We start from the raw sequence: 15,305 nt of genomic DNA, 5'->3' as shown, positions 1-15,305 counted from the left end.
TTTTGCCAGTGTTGATCTGTCAGCATGGTACGAGGCATAGCGAATAGTAAAATTGGGTTTGGCGATTTGATTTTACTACTTCGCTATTTTTTTAAGCTAAAAGTGTCAACACACCCTAGATTGTTTTAAATTTATGCACTCAACCCAGAAAATCATTTTTTTTATGGAAATGCGTTTGACACCCCCCTGTTTTCACCCTATTATACGCCCACCTCTGAAACGTCCCTATCGTCTAGAGGCCTAGGACATCGCCCTTTCACGGCGGTAACCGGGGTTCGAATCCCCGTAGGGACGCCAATTTTCAGAAGTACATTTTATTAAGTCCCTATCGTCTAGAGGCCTAGGACATCGCCCTTTCACGGCGGTAACCGGGGTTCGAATCCCCGTAGGGACGCCATTACTTCAAGCTAAAAGTAGCGGTTTTAAAATTTATCTTCTGTACTGTCCCTATCGTCTAGAGGCCTAGGACATCGCCCTTTCACGGCGGTAACCGGGGTTCGAATCCCCGTAGGGACGCCATATTCGAGATGGTAACATCTCAACAAAAAGCCCGAGCATTGCGACTCGGGCTTTTTTTTATCTTGCAAATTTTATTTCTGAAAACTTTAAACCTTGTTTTTATCATTCGTTCAAATCTAGCTCTCTTTCTGGGGGCTGCCATCCCATTCTTAATTTTACAATTTGTATTGTTTTAACATTTCTATGCATAGAAATATCCGTTCATTTTCATTTAAAGCAATACACCAATAAATTAGAACAAAAATTCAACACCCTGCTTTTAGAGGGCACGTTAAGGTAAATCAAGAGAAATCTGCAAGGATCAGATTATGTTCGTCAGCACAGAGCTAAGTTTACCTTTATCGCCAAATAAAAATCATAATTATCAAATTAAAAGCTTTAAGGATTGGGTCGACTTTTTTCAAGATACTGAAATTTCGACATATACCAAAACTGAAAAAGCTGAATCTTATTTGAGCGATCTGATTAAAAATTTAAATATTGATACTCTCGGATGGTTAGATCAGCCCCCACAGGTTGAACAGCATCTTTTAGAACAACATCATCAAATCTGTGCCACTTTCCAGACCTATGTCAATCGCCGGAAACAGCAACAGCCCCGGGAATATTTTCCGACGGTTTCTCATGCTTTCGAATTCCTGGCGAAAGTTGCACCGGTTAAACTGGTCGATGGTGCTTGGTTGTATTCAACCGTGCCAAACTGTAATCAGCCCGAGTTGAAAGATTTGATTTACATCTATCTCGAAGAGCTTGGTTTAGGGCATCCGCGTGCCAATCATGTCACCATGTATCAGGACCTGTTGAGTCATTATGAGCTGAACAGTTATGCCGAGCATTTGGATGACAGTTACTACGAACAGGCTGCCGTACAGCTCGCACTGGCTTATGCCCCGGCCAAATACCTACCTTTGGTCATTGGCTTTAATCTCGGCTATGAACAGTTACCGCTGCATCTGTTAATCACCAATTATGAACTGGCTGAACTGGGTATCGATCCACATTATTTCAATGTGCACATTACTATTGATAATGCTCACAATGGTCATGCGCAGAAATCCCTGCAAGCATTTATCCAGCATTTTAATCATGCAGAAAACCCGGAAACTTATCTGGAGCTGATTAAAAAAGGCTATGTCCTGAATGACATCGGCAAAAGTTCTTCTCAGATTATTAAGGAACTGGACATTGAACAGATGGCTTTAAAAGTGTTCCAGAATAAAGCGCTGATTGGTCAATATATTCATAATCAGAAATGCCAGTTTAGTGGCAAGACCATCAATGACTGGTTATCCGATCCTGCCCAGATTGCCGAGTTTTTGCAGGTCATGATTGAAAAAGGCTGGATCGTAAAAGATGCACCAGTGGAACAAAGCCGTTTCTGGAAAATGATAGATCATCCGGAAGGTAAAATGTTTGGGGTCTTTAATGCGACCGAAAAACAGATTATTAGAGACTGGATTCAGGGGGCAGGCTTGGCAACTCGCCTATCGTCACGTAGTGCAACTCCTTCACAGGCAAAAATTGAACCTGCAATGAGCCGCATGGACCAGCAGCGCTTAAATCAGTTAAAAAGCCGTTTCATACGCTGTGAAGGTGCTGAACAGAAAATTGATTTACTGATTCCTTATACTGCACCGCATATGCATCATACTGAAATTGGTTTATGGGCGACTCGTCAGTTAAGCCAGTTATTATTTCCTTTTCAGACCCAGGCGATGCATTATTCCTAAAGCACCCCTAAGTGCCAGAAATTAAAAAACCGGACATTTGCAGTGTCCGGTTTTTTAATAAAGATTAAGCCGATTTTCGCGAGTTTAATTGTCCCTTGATCACCGCTTTGACATTGCCTTTCAGATACTGCAAAAAGACCTTTAGTGGTGACAGCTTTGGATTAGGCTGCTTGCCTTTGGCAATTTCTTTAAACTGCGCGGCATACCAGATGATTTCCATAATCGCCATTTTGTCGACCATTGGAATACCGGTTTTAATTTTCTCAACCGCATAACGTACATCATGCCCTGCAACCAGACGATTGCCCAAGTCAGGTTCTACCGCAAAGGGACGTGCAATCCCGACAAAATCACAAGCACCACTGTCAAGCGCGGCATTCATGCCTTCAACAGTTCGGAATCCACCAGTGACCATGATATGGCACTTCACTTCCTGACGGATTTTTTCGGCAAAATCGAGGAAATAGGCTTCACGGGCAATGGTTGAAGCTTTGCGTTTGTCTTCTTTTACACCAGCCATGGCAGGCGCTTCATAACTACCGCCGGATACTTCAATGATATCAATCCCGGCTGCATCCATCGCCTTAAAGACATAGATCACATCTTCTTCACTTATACCACCGCGCTGAAAGTCAGCAGAATTCAATTTGACTGAAATAATGAAATTTTCTGAGCTTGCAGCACGGACAGCCTGATAGGTTTCCAGCAGAAAACGGGTACGATTCTCAATACTACCACCCCATTGATCCTGACGCTTATTGGTTAGCGGTGACAGAAACTGGCTAATCAGATAACCATGTGCCCCATGCAACTGCACCCCCTCAAATCCTGCTTTTTCACAGATGGCAGCCGAAGTGGCAAAGCGCTGAATAATATCCAGGATTTCATCTTCGCGCAGTTCCCGTGGGGTTCCAAAGCTCATGGCCAAAGCCGGACTAAAGGATACTGCCGAAGGTGCAACCGTTTCTTTATTCAGACCTTTGGGACACTGGCGGCCCGGATGCGACAACTGGACCAATTGTACCATGCCATGCTGTTTGCCTACGTCGGCCCAGACTTTAAGCTGCGCCAGATCGCGTTCTGTTTCTACCACTACGACGCCCGGTTCATTCTTGGCACGATAATCCACCATGACATTACCCGTAATAGCACAACCCAAGCCACCTTCGGCCCATGCTTCATACAACTTGAAATGTGCCTGATTGGGCTGGCCGGCATCATTGGCCAGTGCTTCACTCATGGCACCTTTAATGATGCGGTTTTTAAAAGTGATATTGCGAATTTGAATGGAATCGGCCAATTGAGTCATGATCTGTCCTGATACGTTACTTTTATTTTGTACTCGTTTATAACGTAAGCCAGAACAATTGACAATCAGTCTTGTCAAATTTACACAATTTTTATCTGCTTATTTTCTTATGGTTAAAGATTTTTGTGATTTAGTTTCTTGGATCAAAAGCATCCCGTACCGCTTCTCCCATATAGATCAGCAAACTCAGTACAATCGCCAAACTAAAGAATCCCGACAATGCCAGCCACGGCGCATTTAAGTTGTTTTTGGCCTGAAGCAAGAGTTCCCCGAGGGATGCCGAATCGGGTGGCAGACCATACCCTAAAAAATCCAGCGCTGTCAGTGCAGTAATATTGGCGGTTAGCATAAAAGGTAACTGTGACAGGCTAGAACCTATCACATTGGGAAGAATATGTTTGAACATGATCCGTCCATCCCCGGCCCCGATACTTCTTGCTGCCCAGACATATTCCAGATTTCTGGCGCGCAAGAACTCAGCGCGCACCATACTCACCAGTGTGGTCCAGCCAAATAACAGCATGATCAGAAATAGCCAGTAAATACTCGGAGTAAACAGACTGACCAGTACCATCACCATAAACAGCATCGGTAAACCACTCCAGACTTCGAGTATGCGTTGCCCGATCAGGTCAATCCATCCGCCATAATAACCCTGAATTGCCCCTACTAAAATTCCCAACGCTGCAGACAATAGAGTCAGAGCAAAACCAAACAGTAATGAAATCCTTAAGCCATATAGAATCCGTGCCAGAACATCACGGCCCTGATCATCTGTTCCCAGCCAGTTTTGCGCACTCGGTGGCGAAGGCACTGGTACAGCCAGTTCAAAATTTGGCGTTTGAGAGGAAAACGGAATGATGGGCCAGATCGCCCAGCCCTTTTCTGCAATCAGTTGCTGTACAGCGGGATCTTTATATTCTGCTTCTGTCTCAAATACCCCACCAAACGTGGTTTCTGGATAGGATTTCAGGATGGGCAGATAAAAAGCATGATCATATTTCACCAACAAGGGCTTATCGTTAGCAATCAGTTCTGCACCCAAGGAAATGATGAAAATAGCACTGAAAATAATAAAGCAGCCAAAGCCCAGCTTATGCTGCTTAAAACGTTGCCAGCGTGCTTGCATCAAGGAAGACATTATTGTGATCCTCGACGTGAACTGAAATGAATCCTTGGATCAATCAGTTGATAGAGCAAATCACTGAGTAAACGCAGTATCAGGCCGAGCAAAGTAAAAATAAACAAAGTACCAAAAATCACCGGATAGTCACGCTGAATAATCGCCTCAAAGCCTAAAACACCCAAGCCATCCAGATTAAAGATAATCTCGATAAACAGGTTTCCCACAAAAAACACCCCGATCAGAACTTCAGGCAAACCTGCGATAAGCACTAAAATGGCATTCCGGAATACATGCCGATACAGCACTGCATGTTCAGTTAAACCTTTGGCCCGCGCAGCCAAGACATATTGCTTAGTCAGCTCTTCTACAAAGGAAAATTTGACCAGATAGGTCAAACTGGCAAATCCGCCAAGCACCATGGCCAACAGCGGCAAGGCCATATGCCAGAAATAATCCTGAATTTTCGCAAAGAATGAGAGTTCAGCAAAATTTTCAGAGCGAATTCCCTGCAAGGGAAACCAGTGCAGATAAGACCCACCAGCAAAAAATACGATGAGTAAAATGGCAAAAATAAAGGCTGGAATGGCATAGCCTACTGCCAACACTAGAGAGGTAGTCTGATCAAACAGACTGCCATGTTTTCGGGCTTTTCTAATCCCTAAAGGAATGGAGACCAGATAAATCAGCAAGGTACTCCACAGGCCTAAAGAAAGCGATACTGGCAATTTTTCCCAGATGAGTTCAGTCACAGGTTTGTCTTTGAAAAAACTCTGCCCCAGATCAAACTGCGCATAACGCGTTAGCATTTCCCAAAATCGAATATGCAGCGGCTGGTCAAAGCCGTACTGGATATTAATCTGCTCAAGCATCTCCGGTGTGAGGCCTTGCTTTCCCTGATACTGCAATCCGGTATGCGCCAAACCATTGACCTGTTGCGCCTGATAAATCGCCTGCTCCACCGGACCACCGGGTGCCAGCTGGATCACCATGAAATTGATCAGCAAAATGATCAGCAAGGTTGGAATCATCAGCAACAGACGTTTGAGAATATAAGTGCTCATGGCACTCCCTGATAGGCTTGGAGCTTAATGCTGTTTGAAATAATCAGCCACATGTCTGGCCTTTTCTGCATCGACCCACCAGTAATCAATCCCGGCGGAGAGTTTAGGTTTTCGTTGCGGCTGCTGATACATATTCCAGTAAGCATACCAGTATTCGCCCGTACCATAAGTCAGAATATGATAATAGCCTGCTCGCAGTAAACGGTCTAATGCTCGGGTACTATTCACCAGCTGTTCACGGTTTTGAGCTTGAGTCACCTGCTGAATGACTCCATCAATGGCCGGATTTCGAATACCGGCATAATTATAATTACCTGACTGCGCTGCGGCCTGACTGCCCCAGAACTGTTTCTGCTCCTGCCCCGGTGTCAGGGATTGCGGCATGGTATCAACAATCATATCAAACTGATAATTCCGCAGCCGTTCATAATATTGCGCGGTTTCTACCATACGAATGCTGGCCTGAATGCCCAAGCGTTTTAAATGACGTAGATATGGCATCAGATCACGCTGCTGTTCTGCCTGATGCAACAGGAACTCAATCTGTACCGGTTGACCCGCAGCATTGACCAACTTCCCCTGTTGATAACGATAGCCTGCCTTTAATAGCAATTGACGGGCCTTTAACAGATTGTTCCGGTTAAAACCGGAGGCATCTGACTGAGGATATTTCCAGTCCTTAAGTACCGCCTGACGTTGAACCTGATCAAGCTGCTTTAAATGGGGTTTTAAAATGTGCAGTTCTTGAACACTTGGCCGTCCATGAGATGCCAGCTCGCTATTGGAAAAAAAGCTGTTCAGGCGCTGATATTCACCATAGAACATGGCTTTATTCAGCCATTCAAAGTCATAGGCAAAACTCAAGGCTTGCCGGAAACGGATATCGGCAAAAGGCTGACGGCGGGTATTGAATATCAGACTCTGGGTCGGAATCGGGTTGTGATGCTGAAAGCGGTAACGCTGCACCTGTCCTTGCCGAACGGCAGGAAATTGGTAGTCTTTCACCCAACGGTTGACCTGTTTTTCCTCATGCAAGGTAAATTGGCCCGACTTGAAAGCTTCGAACTTGATTTCAGGGCTACGATAATAACGATACTTGATCCGGTCAAAATTATAACGCCCGCGGTTGACCATCAAGTCTTTGCCCCAATATCGGGGATTGCGTTTATAGCTAATACTACGTCCAGCATCTATGTGTTCAATGACATAAGGCCCTGAACCCAGCATCGGTTTCAACGTCAATTCTTTAAAATTACGCTTTTGCCATTCCTGTTTAGAATAAATGGGCATCTGCGCGACAATCATCGCCATTTCCGGATTATGTCCGGATTTAAAATGCATTTTGACCTGTAAAGGTGACAGGACTTCCAGCCGGTTTAAATCAGCCAAATACATCTGCAGGCCAAAATTGGACTGGGTCTGAAACAGTTCAAAACTGTATTTGACATCTTGTGCAGTTACCGGCTGGCCATTACTAAACCGTGCTTTCGGATTTAAATGAAAAATAATAAAGGCGGTTTTCTTGGGGTCAAAACTGACTTTTTCCGCCAGCAAGGGATAGTACACACCGGGCTCATCCAGTGACTTGGACAGCAAACTGTCAAAAATATAGTTGCCCCCTTCAGTGACATTGCCCTTGCCATTCATGCTGTTTAAATTATCGAAACTGCCATCAGCTGCTAGAATCAGCGTACCGCCTTTCGTTGCTTGCGGATTGGCATAAGGCAGGGATTTGGCCTGGGCATATTTCGGCTGGTTATATAGCGCGATATATGGGGTGGTGATCAGGGCTGCCCAACTGCTACTCACGAGCAGCGGGGCTAGCCAGATAAACCTGAAAGTTTTAAATAAATGAGCGAATCTCATGATCCATTCATTAATTCGGTACTTTAATCACATCGCCAATACGCAATTGCGTATTCGGTTTGAGATCATTCATTTCCGCCAGTTCATTGCTGTTCATACCATAGCGTGAAGCCAGACCGATTAAGGTATCACCGCGTTTGACTTTATAATCAGTCACCAGTTTTGGAATCTGAATGGTTTGACTGACCCTTAATCCTGCGCGTGGACTTAGATTATTTAATTGAGCCAAGTCGGTCACGCTTATGCCTAAACGGCTGGCGATTGCATTCAGGGATTCGCCTGATTTAACGGTATAGGATTCAGTTGCCTTAGAAGCTACAGGCTTAGTTGCCACTTTCACATCTTCAACTTTTTTATCTACCGGAAAGTCACCCTCAATTTTTAAACGCTGACCAATACGCACCGTACTATTGGTATTCAGGCCATTTAAATCTGCCAGATATTTCAGTTGTAAATGATACTGACGTGCAATAGAACTTAAGGTTTCACCTGACTTCACCACATGCGAATCCGATTTTGTATTCTTCGTCGCAGTTTCAGCAACCACTTCACGTACCGGTTCAGCAACTTCACCACTGAGTTTCAGGCGCTGTCCCACACGCAAGCCGGCATTACGTGACATGCTATTCAGGCTCGCCACCTGGTCCATTGACAGATTGTATTTTGCGGCAATACCGGTCAGCGTATCACCCGCTTGAACCGTATAGGTTTCAGGGATCTGACTGCCGGCTGGAATCTTGATGGTCTGACCTATACGTAAACCACTATTGGCAGACAACCCATTCAATACAGCCAGTTCAGAAACACTCAGCATGCTTTGACTGGCAATGCTATACAGGGTTTCACCGCGTTTGACCTGATAGTTTTCAGTCGCAGTCTGATCGACTTTGACATTTTCAAACTTCTGCTCAGTTTTCTGGCTAGATGCCGTTAGCCCTTCAACTTCCTGAAGTGGTACATTGATTTTCTGTCCCACCATCAGACTGCTACCGGCAGTCAGACCCGACGTTAATGATGCCAGTTCGGTATTTGAAAGCCCGTAACGATCGGCAATCAGTTTCAGATATTCACCGCGTTTCACCGTATAAGATTTGGTCTGAACCTTGGCAGTTTCAGCTTTTTTAATCTCTTCAGCTTTAGATTTAGAGGCAACCGTTTCTTTCAGTGACAGCTTTTGCCCAACAAACAGACCGCTATTGGTACTCAGTCCATTAAAATCAGCCAGTTGTTTCACGCTAAAACCAAACTGATTCGCTACGCTAGTCAGAGAGTCATTGGCCTGAACCACATAAGTTTCCGGCTTTTCTTTGGCTTTGCTGGCTTCCTGTACCGGTTTGGCATCATACAGATAAATGGTGGTACCCACATACAGCGGAGAATTTGGATCAATCTGGTTCCATTTCGCCACATCACGCCAGTTCACCCCATTTTTAGCCGCAATCATTGCCAGATTATCACCTGGTAACACCTTATAGGTACTGCGTTTGCCTTTTGGAGCAACCACCACCACTTCAGAATCAGTCTTGACGTAATTTTTGCCCTGATTCAGCTGGGCTTCAACCGAATTCGCAGTGGTATTGTCAGCAACTTCTTTTGGATAAGAGAAGCCTTTTGTCAGTTCTTTACCTTGCTGCTCAGCCACAGACAGGCTGGTTTGAATGGCAGTCAGCTTGATTTTGCCATCATAAGGATCAACAATTTCTGTGCCAGCCGGCGCCAATGCTTTCAGCTCTTCAACCACTTGGGCCTGTTCTGCCGGTGTTGCGACAGGCTGCAGAATTTCATCTACAGTTTTCTGAATATCCTGTGCGATGACCGCCTGCTGAACTTGTTGACGCTCAGCTGCAGAAATCGGTGGTTCGACCTGAATTTGTTTCGCTGGCGCTGCAGGTGTTACAGCTACCGGAATACGCGGCGCACTTGGAATTGGCAAATCACTTTGTGCCGCAAAACTGGCTAAAGCAGATGAGCCTTTAGGTGTCGAAATCTTTTTCGTAGTCTTCGTTACAGTATTGGCCGTTGTCGCGGTACTTACCGCTGCTGTGACGACAGATGGCGTACTTGCAGCTTTCGCCGGAGTCGTTGTTTTAGCAACGGTCGTTACAGGCTGATTACTAACAACCGCTGGCGGAGTCTGTTTAGAAGGCGTAATCGTTTTCGTATTTAATTCTGGCGGTGCAGCTCTGGTGGGCACCACTGTCGTCGTATTTCGCGGCAGGCTGCTCGTGTTACTCGCCCATAAACCGCCTGAGCCGGATAATTTTTTCAGCTTCTCATCGACTGAAGGACTTAGGTCAGCTGGAATCAGAATACGGCGCGGACTTGCAGGATCAATATGATCACCACGATGACCCGGGTTTAATTGATACAGTTCTGCACGGCTTAGACCAGTGATGGCTGCAATTTCATTTAAACTGGCAACACCGACCGGTACTTCACGGAAATGCGGACGGTTGGCAATCGGTGGCAAACTCACCCCATAACTGCCCGGATTTTTAATAATTTGTGCAACTGCCAGAAAACGTGGCACATAGCTCATGGTTTCTTGTGGCAGTTTCAAGGACCAATAATCGGTGGGCAGACCTGCAGCTTTGTTACGGTTAATTGCCTGCTGGATACGGCCTGGGCCGGCATTATAAGAAGCGAGCGCCAATTCCCAGGAACCAAACTGGTTATACAGACTGCCTAAAAATTCATAGGCTGCACGGGTCGATTCCACCACATCACGACGACCATCGTATAAAGAAGTCTGCTTTAAACCATAAATGCGGCCGGTACTTGGAATAAACTGCCATAAACCTGCTGCCGCCGCACTACTGGTCGCTGCCGGGTCATAAGAACTTTCAATAATCGGTAACAGTGCCAACTCGGTCGGCATGCCACGGCGTTCTGCTTCTTTTACTGTGTAATATAAATAACGTGATGCACGCGCACTTAAACGATCCAGATAAGGCTGACGTGAAATAAACCAGCCACGCTGCGCATCAATCCGCGGATTCCAGACACTTAAGTCCATCTTGAAACCTACGGTCATGCGTTTCCAGACATCACCATGTTTCAGAATCTGTAAACGGTCGCCTTCGACTGCACGCATATCCGTTGCAGAGAGTAAATCTTCGAGTCCATCCAGACTACTGGCATCCAGATATTGTGATCCAACCTGCTTGCTTGATGCTGTTTGGGTCGCACTTTGTGTAGATGAACAGCCCGTCAGTCCTAGAGAAGCAAGCGCAGTTCCCAGTACAGAATATTTTAAAAATGTAGGTAATGTCGGCTGCCACAAAATTGCGGTTGGTTTATACATAAAGAAATCCAAACAACTCGTATATAAATTTATTTTTTAGATATGCCATTGTAGTGAAGCATGTCGAAGACTCAAGCCAATAATTTACCGCGATTTCACGTTAAATGTTACAAGAAATTAAAAAATCCCGGACATATAGATTGATCGACTGCATTTGCGCTATACAATAAGCCTTCCAGCTTGTTCTATTTTGATCGGATTTAATCTATGTCACACACTATCACACTTTATGTTGATGGCGCCTGTCGCGGCAACCCGGGTTTAGGCGGCTGGGGTGCGTACATTGTTAATGGCCAACAAGAACACAAAATTTATGGCGGTGAAGATCATACTACCAATAACCGCATGGAACTGACGGCTGCGATTGAAGGGATTCTGTTCTGTGACAAGCAAGACAAACTGGTGATCTATACCGATTCCAAGTATGTCAAACAAGGCATTACCGAATGGATTCACGGCTGGAAAAAGAAAAACTGGAAAGACGTCAAAAATCCGGATCTGTGGCAAAAGCTCGATGAAGTCTGTCAGGGACGTGACATCGAATGGCACTGGGTCAAAGGTCATGCCGGACATCCGGGCAATGAAATGGCCGATCAGCTGGCCAATCTGGGTGCTGATGAAACCCTGAAAAAATCCAAGCAAAGCCCTTCAATGTCTGAAGATAAAAAAAAATCTGAACCCGACTGGTTGCTAGACGATCCTTTCGGTCTGGATCTGGCTGAGAGTGAAGAAGAGCTGGAAGACCTGCCGGAAGAAATCATCGAAGTGACTGTTGAAGAAATTGTACAGACTGAAGTTTTAGCAACGGACAGCAATAAAGATGCTTCATCTTCAGACGCATCTGCCTCGACTGAGCTACATCCGCAAATTGTCATTACACCAGCAAAGCTACAGCTGCATGGCCCACGACAACTGATTCTGGATACTGAAACCACCGGTTTTTATTATCAGGATGGTGACCGGATTATTGAAGTCGGCGCGCTGGAAATGATTAACCGCAAACTGACCGGCAGCTCGATTCATATCTATATCAATCCGAAAACACCGGTCGGCGATTCCGTGAATGTCCACGGGATCACCGATGAATTCCTGCAAGACAAACCGCTGTTTGAAGAAATTTCTCAAGTGCTGTTTGACTATTTACACGGCGCAGAAATTATTGCGCATAACGCGACTTTCGATATGAACTTCCTGGATATGGAATTCAAGCGCGCAGGTTTTAAAGCGCTCTCCGAGGTTTGTGAAGTCACCGATACCCTGGCATTAGCCAAGTCCAAACATCCCGGGCAGAAAAATTCGCTGGATGCCTTAGTGCGCCGTTACGAGATTCCACAACGCGACCGTACTTTCCACGGTGCCTTGCTTGATGCGGAAATCCTGTCGGATGTTTATCTGGCGATGACCGGTGGACAAGTGTCTTTTGATATCGATGCCCTGTCTCAGTCTGAAGACCAGAACAGCCGTTCAGGGATGGCCAGAGTTGAAATTGAATTGCCGGTGATTCTTCCGTCAGAACAGGAATTGCAGGAACATGAGAATTGGGTCAAACAATTCGAAGAAAAACATGGAACTGCTTGCCTTTTCGCAAAATAAAATCTACATTTCCGGGGATACTTTAGGTTTAAAACTATCGTTCTTCAGTTATAGTAAATACAAAGAGGCCCCGTAGTTTAAAGCGGGGGCTCATATATAGATAATACTCCAGGAAAGGTGCAGATCATGTCTTACCAAACCTCTATACATTTTGATCCAACAGCTTTACTGATAATAAAAAATGAGGTTGATAACTCGATCAAGTTAGTCGAATCAGCAGTAAGCACCTTGGTAGAAGACCAGACTTTACCTTTTGGTATTGATGATGCATTAAATCAGTTCGAACAATGCGCCCAGGTTCTGGCACTCATCGACATGTCCAGTCTGGCAAAAGTCGCTCAATATTCAGCAGAATTAATGCGCAAGATTATGGGGAATCCGGCGCAGGTTAATACTCAAGAAGTGATCGCCTTGAGTGAAGGCACCACCATGCTGAAACGCTATATCGAATTTATCTGTTTGCGTGAAGTGAAAATTCCACAGTTTTTGCTGGATACCCTGAACCGTCTGGAACTGGCTTTGGGTAAACCACTGACGACTGAAGGCCAGCATGTAGAATCGCTATTAGATTGCGTCACTCCTGATTTTGCGCTGCCACAGGCACCAAGTCTGGAAAAATCCCAATATGTACACCGTCTGTATAAGCTGTCACTCAACAAGCTGATCAATCAGGAAGAAAGTGAACTGGATTTGCAAGCCATCAAACTGGTGGGGGCTTATCTGGCCGGACTTGCAGAACAACATGACAGCAAGCAGTACTGGAATCTGGTATATGTCGCGTTAAACAATATTGAGCACCTGCTGATTAATGAGCCACGTCTACGCACCTTGGTGAGCATTGAGCGCAACATGGCACAGTATTTTAGCTCGGCAGACAGCTTCAAGGCTTCGCTGGCTGATCTGGCCAATGTGCTCAGCCTATGTATCAGTCAGGAAGATGAAACTGCGCAATCTATCCGTAGCCAGCTCAATGTTGGCGATGACCTACTGACCGATATGCAATTACAGGTCTTCAGTCGCCACCTGTATGGTCCTGACTTTGAAACCATGCATACCATCAGCGAGTTGGTGACCACGGAAATGGCACAGATTCGTAATGACATCGAGTTCAACTATCAGAATATGACGCCTGAAAAGACTCAGGAATTACAGGCTCAACTGAATAGTTTGGCCAATATCTTCAAGGTGTTGAACCTGAATGAAGCCTATCATGACCTGACCCGTCAGGCTGCTTCACTGAGCCAGCCCGAGATTATGCAGGATGCCAGCTTTGCCCAGCAGTTGATGAATGTCATTCTGTCTGCCATGAACTCGATTGGCGTACTGGAACGTCATCACACTTCGAGCCGCTTGCAGCTGCGCGTCAACAACATGAATATTTCTCTGGACCGTCTGGATGAAGCACACGCTGCTTTACTCACAGAAACCAAGGCCCTGATCGAGCTTTCTAGCCAGATTCTCAGCAATTACCTGCAAGATCATGACTTGACTGCCCTCGAACCTGTTCCTGTACAGTTTTGCGAGATTGGCGGCGCGATGCTGTTCCTGAATGCAGAACATGTTCGTACTGCATTCACCACCACTGCAGAATTCATCAAGAACCGTATTGATCTGTCGATTGCATTAAGTCCGGAAGAAATTCATCGTGCTTTAGACACCCTGGCCAGTGCCGACATGATGATTGATAACTTAAAGAACAAACAGCCTGTATTACAGGCGATGTTTCAGGTAGCATTGGACAGTAGTGAGAAACTCAAAATAGTTGCCTAATGTCCAAATTATCACTTGCTTATATTTTTCAACAACAGCAACTGCTGGTCGATCAACACTTTCAACTTCCACGGGTTGAAGCCTTAGCAAGTGATTTGCTACTCCACACGGGTGATCAGGTGATTGCCCGTGATCTTCTTCCCGATGAGCCGATTCCTGCAGGCTTGCAACTGGTTCCCATCCGTCAGCTGTTACAGTTCTGGAATACCCAGCAATTCGAACAGGCCAGCCGCGCAGTACAACTTTTAGAATGGCGTCGTAACCATAAGTTCTGTAGTCATTGCGGTACAGCGACTGAAGCGCATGCTGTTGAATATGCCATGGTCTGCCCATCCTGCAACTACCGGCAATATCCACGGGTACAGCCTTGCGTTATTACTGTTATTACCAAAGGTGAAGACGAGATTCTGCTGGCCAAAAATGCACGTAATACTAAAAGCCAGATGTATGGACTGATTGCCGGTTTCGTTGAAGTGGGTGAAACGCTGGAAGATGCAGTACGTCGTGAAACGCTGGAAGAAGTCGGTCTGCATCTCAAAAATATCCAGTATCTGGCCAGCCAGCCCTGGCCTTTCCCAAGTAACCTGATGATTGCCTTCAAGGCAGAATATGCTGGTGGTGAGCTACAGCTGCAGGAAGAAGAAATTAGCGATGCGCAATTCTTTAAATTCGATCAGCTGCCTGAAATTCCGTTTAAAGGCAGTATTGCCCATGCCATGATCATGCATGTGACTCAAGGTACGGCAGTCTCAGACGACACCAAGACCTGGCTATAAATCTGCACTCGAAAGATTTAGCTCAACGGCTTAAAAAAGAATCCAGGGGAGATCATCCACTGGATTCTTTTTTATCTATTGCTTAGGGTCTGTTGACATTTACTGTTCATAATTAACCCTATAAAGGTAGCTATAAAAATATACAGGCTAAAGCAACAGAACTTTGATAATTTCTTTTGAGCTTGTCATATCGAGTAGCTATTCCTCTAAATTGCTTTAATCTACAAAACATATTTTCAACTAAATGCCTG

Annotated in this window: 9 protein-coding genes, 3 tRNA genes and 1 pseudogene; 7 read left to right on the top strand and 6 right to left on the bottom strand. The window is 45.4% G+C overall.

The annotated features are described in order from the left end of the window. The first annotated feature begins 221 nt into the window (after positions 1-221). From ACP7BU_RS15050 to ACP7BU_RS15035, 4 genes are all read left to right on the top strand, one after another. Positions 222-297 (top strand) — tRNA-Glu (locus ACP7BU_RS15050). A 24-nt stretch (positions 298-321) separates the two neighbouring features. Continuing rightward, positions 322-397: transfer RNA gene (locus ACP7BU_RS15045), tRNA-Glu, on the top strand. A gap of 46 nt (positions 398-443) precedes the next feature. After that, positions 444-519, top strand: a tRNA-Glu gene (locus ACP7BU_RS15040). A 308-nt stretch (positions 520-827) separates the two neighbouring features. Further along, positions 828-2,249 (top strand): iron-containing redox enzyme family protein, encoded by a 1,422-nt coding sequence (locus tag ACP7BU_RS15035; RefSeq protein WP_425880184.1) that lies wholly within the window; start codon positions 828-830, stop codon positions 2,247-2,249. A 64-nt stretch (positions 2,250-2,313) separates the two neighbouring features. Here ACP7BU_RS15035 and ACP7BU_RS15030 read toward each other — a convergent pair whose 3' ends face one another. The 5 genes from ACP7BU_RS15030 to ACP7BU_RS15010 all read right to left on the bottom strand — a co-directional run bounded on the left by ACP7BU_RS15030 (position 2,314) and on the right by ACP7BU_RS15010 (position 10,915). After that, entirely contained in the window at positions 2,314-3,558 is a 1,245-nt protein-coding gene (locus ACP7BU_RS15030) for an NADH:flavin oxidoreductase/NADH oxidase family protein (RefSeq protein ID WP_425880185.1), read from the bottom strand. 130 nt (positions 3,559-3,688) lie between these two features. Beyond that, positions 3,689-4,699, bottom strand: a complete 1,011-nt coding sequence (locus ACP7BU_RS15025; RefSeq protein ID WP_425880186.1) for an ABC transporter permease — start codon at positions 4,697-4,699, stop codon at positions 3,689-3,691. After that, positions 4,699-5,745 (bottom strand): microcin C ABC transporter permease YejB, encoded by a 1,047-nt coding sequence (gene yejB / locus ACP7BU_RS15020; protein WP_253146170.1) that lies wholly within the window; start codon positions 5,743-5,745, stop codon positions 4,699-4,701. Before yejB ends, ACP7BU_RS15025 begins: the two co-directional genes overlap by 1 nt. A 24-nt stretch (positions 5,746-5,769) precedes the next feature. Next, positions 5,770-7,611 carry an extracellular solute-binding protein gene (locus ACP7BU_RS15015; protein ID WP_425880187.1) on the bottom strand — a complete coding sequence of 614 codons (1,842 nt, stop codon included), beginning with the start codon at positions 7,609-7,611 and terminating at the stop codon, positions 5,770-5,772. Between the two features lie 10 nt (positions 7,612-7,621). After that, positions 7,622-10,915, bottom strand: a complete 3,294-nt coding sequence (locus ACP7BU_RS15010) for a LysM peptidoglycan-binding domain-containing protein (protein ID WP_425880188.1) — start codon at positions 10,913-10,915, stop codon at positions 7,622-7,624. A gap of 207 nt (positions 10,916-11,122) precedes the next feature. On the opposite strand from ACP7BU_RS15010, the gene dnaQ reads away from it, so the two are divergent. The 3 genes from dnaQ (at position 11,123) to nudC (ending at position 15,054) form a co-directional block, all read left to right on the top strand. Beyond that, positions 11,123-12,508, top strand: coding sequence for a DNA polymerase III subunit epsilon (gene dnaQ / locus ACP7BU_RS15005; RefSeq protein ID WP_310076536.1), 1,386 nt, complete (start codon positions 11,123-11,125; stop codon positions 12,506-12,508). Positions 12,509-12,634: 126 nt separating this feature from the next. Continuing rightward, a complete protein-coding gene (locus tag ACP7BU_RS15000; RefSeq protein WP_262458150.1) occupies positions 12,635-14,278 on the top strand; it encodes a chemotaxis protein in 1,644 nt (547 codons plus the stop codon). Then, positions 14,278-15,054 (top strand): NAD(+) diphosphatase, encoded by a 777-nt coding sequence (gene nudC, locus ACP7BU_RS14995; protein ID WP_425880189.1) that lies wholly within the window; start codon positions 14,278-14,280, stop codon positions 15,052-15,054. The genes ACP7BU_RS15000 and nudC overlap by 1 nt, the downstream gene beginning before the upstream one ends. Before the next feature lie 130 nt (positions 15,055-15,184). On the opposite strand, the pseudogene ACP7BU_RS14990 reads toward nudC, so the two are convergent. Next, positions 15,185-15,305: pseudogene (locus tag ACP7BU_RS14990) on the bottom strand (IS5/IS1182 family transposase); the annotation flags it as partial.

It is taken from the genome of Acinetobacter sp. 40AMC3-4 (assembly GCF_049898185.1).
Lineage (GTDB): Bacteria > Pseudomonadota > Gammaproteobacteria > Pseudomonadales > Moraxellaceae > Acinetobacter.
Note: the sequence above shows the minus strand (reverse complement) of the source record. Positions and strands in the feature narration are given on the sequence as shown.

Excerpts from the sequence above, each read along its gene's own strand:
- nudC (WP_425880189.1), top strand. The coding sequence starts at position 14,278 with ATGTCCAAATTATCACTTGCTTATATTTTTCAACAACAGCAACTGCTG.
- ACP7BU_RS15030 (WP_425880185.1), bottom strand. The coding sequence starts at position 3,558 with ATGACTCAATTGGCCGATTCCATTCAAATTCGCAATATCACTTTTAAA.
- yejB (WP_253146170.1), bottom strand. The coding sequence starts at position 5,745 with ATGAGCACTTATATTCTCAAACGTCTGTTGCTGATGATTCCAACCTTG.
- dnaQ (WP_310076536.1), top strand. The coding sequence starts at position 11,123 with ATGTCACACACTATCACACTTTATGTTGATGGCGCCTGTCGCGGCAAC.
- ACP7BU_RS15010 (WP_425880188.1), bottom strand. The coding sequence starts at position 10,915 with ATGTATAAACCAACCGCAATTTTGTGGCAGCCGACATTACCTACATTT.
- ACP7BU_RS15000 (WP_262458150.1), top strand. The coding sequence starts at position 12,635 with ATGTCTTACCAAACCTCTATACATTTTGATCCAACAGCTTTACTGATA.
- ACP7BU_RS15025 (WP_425880186.1), bottom strand. The coding sequence starts at position 4,699 with ATGTCTTCCTTGATGCAAGCACGCTGGCAACGTTTTAAGCAGCATAAG.
- ACP7BU_RS15035 (WP_425880184.1), top strand. The coding sequence starts at position 828 with ATGTTCGTCAGCACAGAGCTAAGTTTACCTTTATCGCCAAATAAAAAT.
- ACP7BU_RS15015 (WP_425880187.1), bottom strand. The coding sequence starts at position 7,611 with ATGAGATTCGCTCATTTATTTAAAACTTTCAGGTTTATCTGGCTAGCC.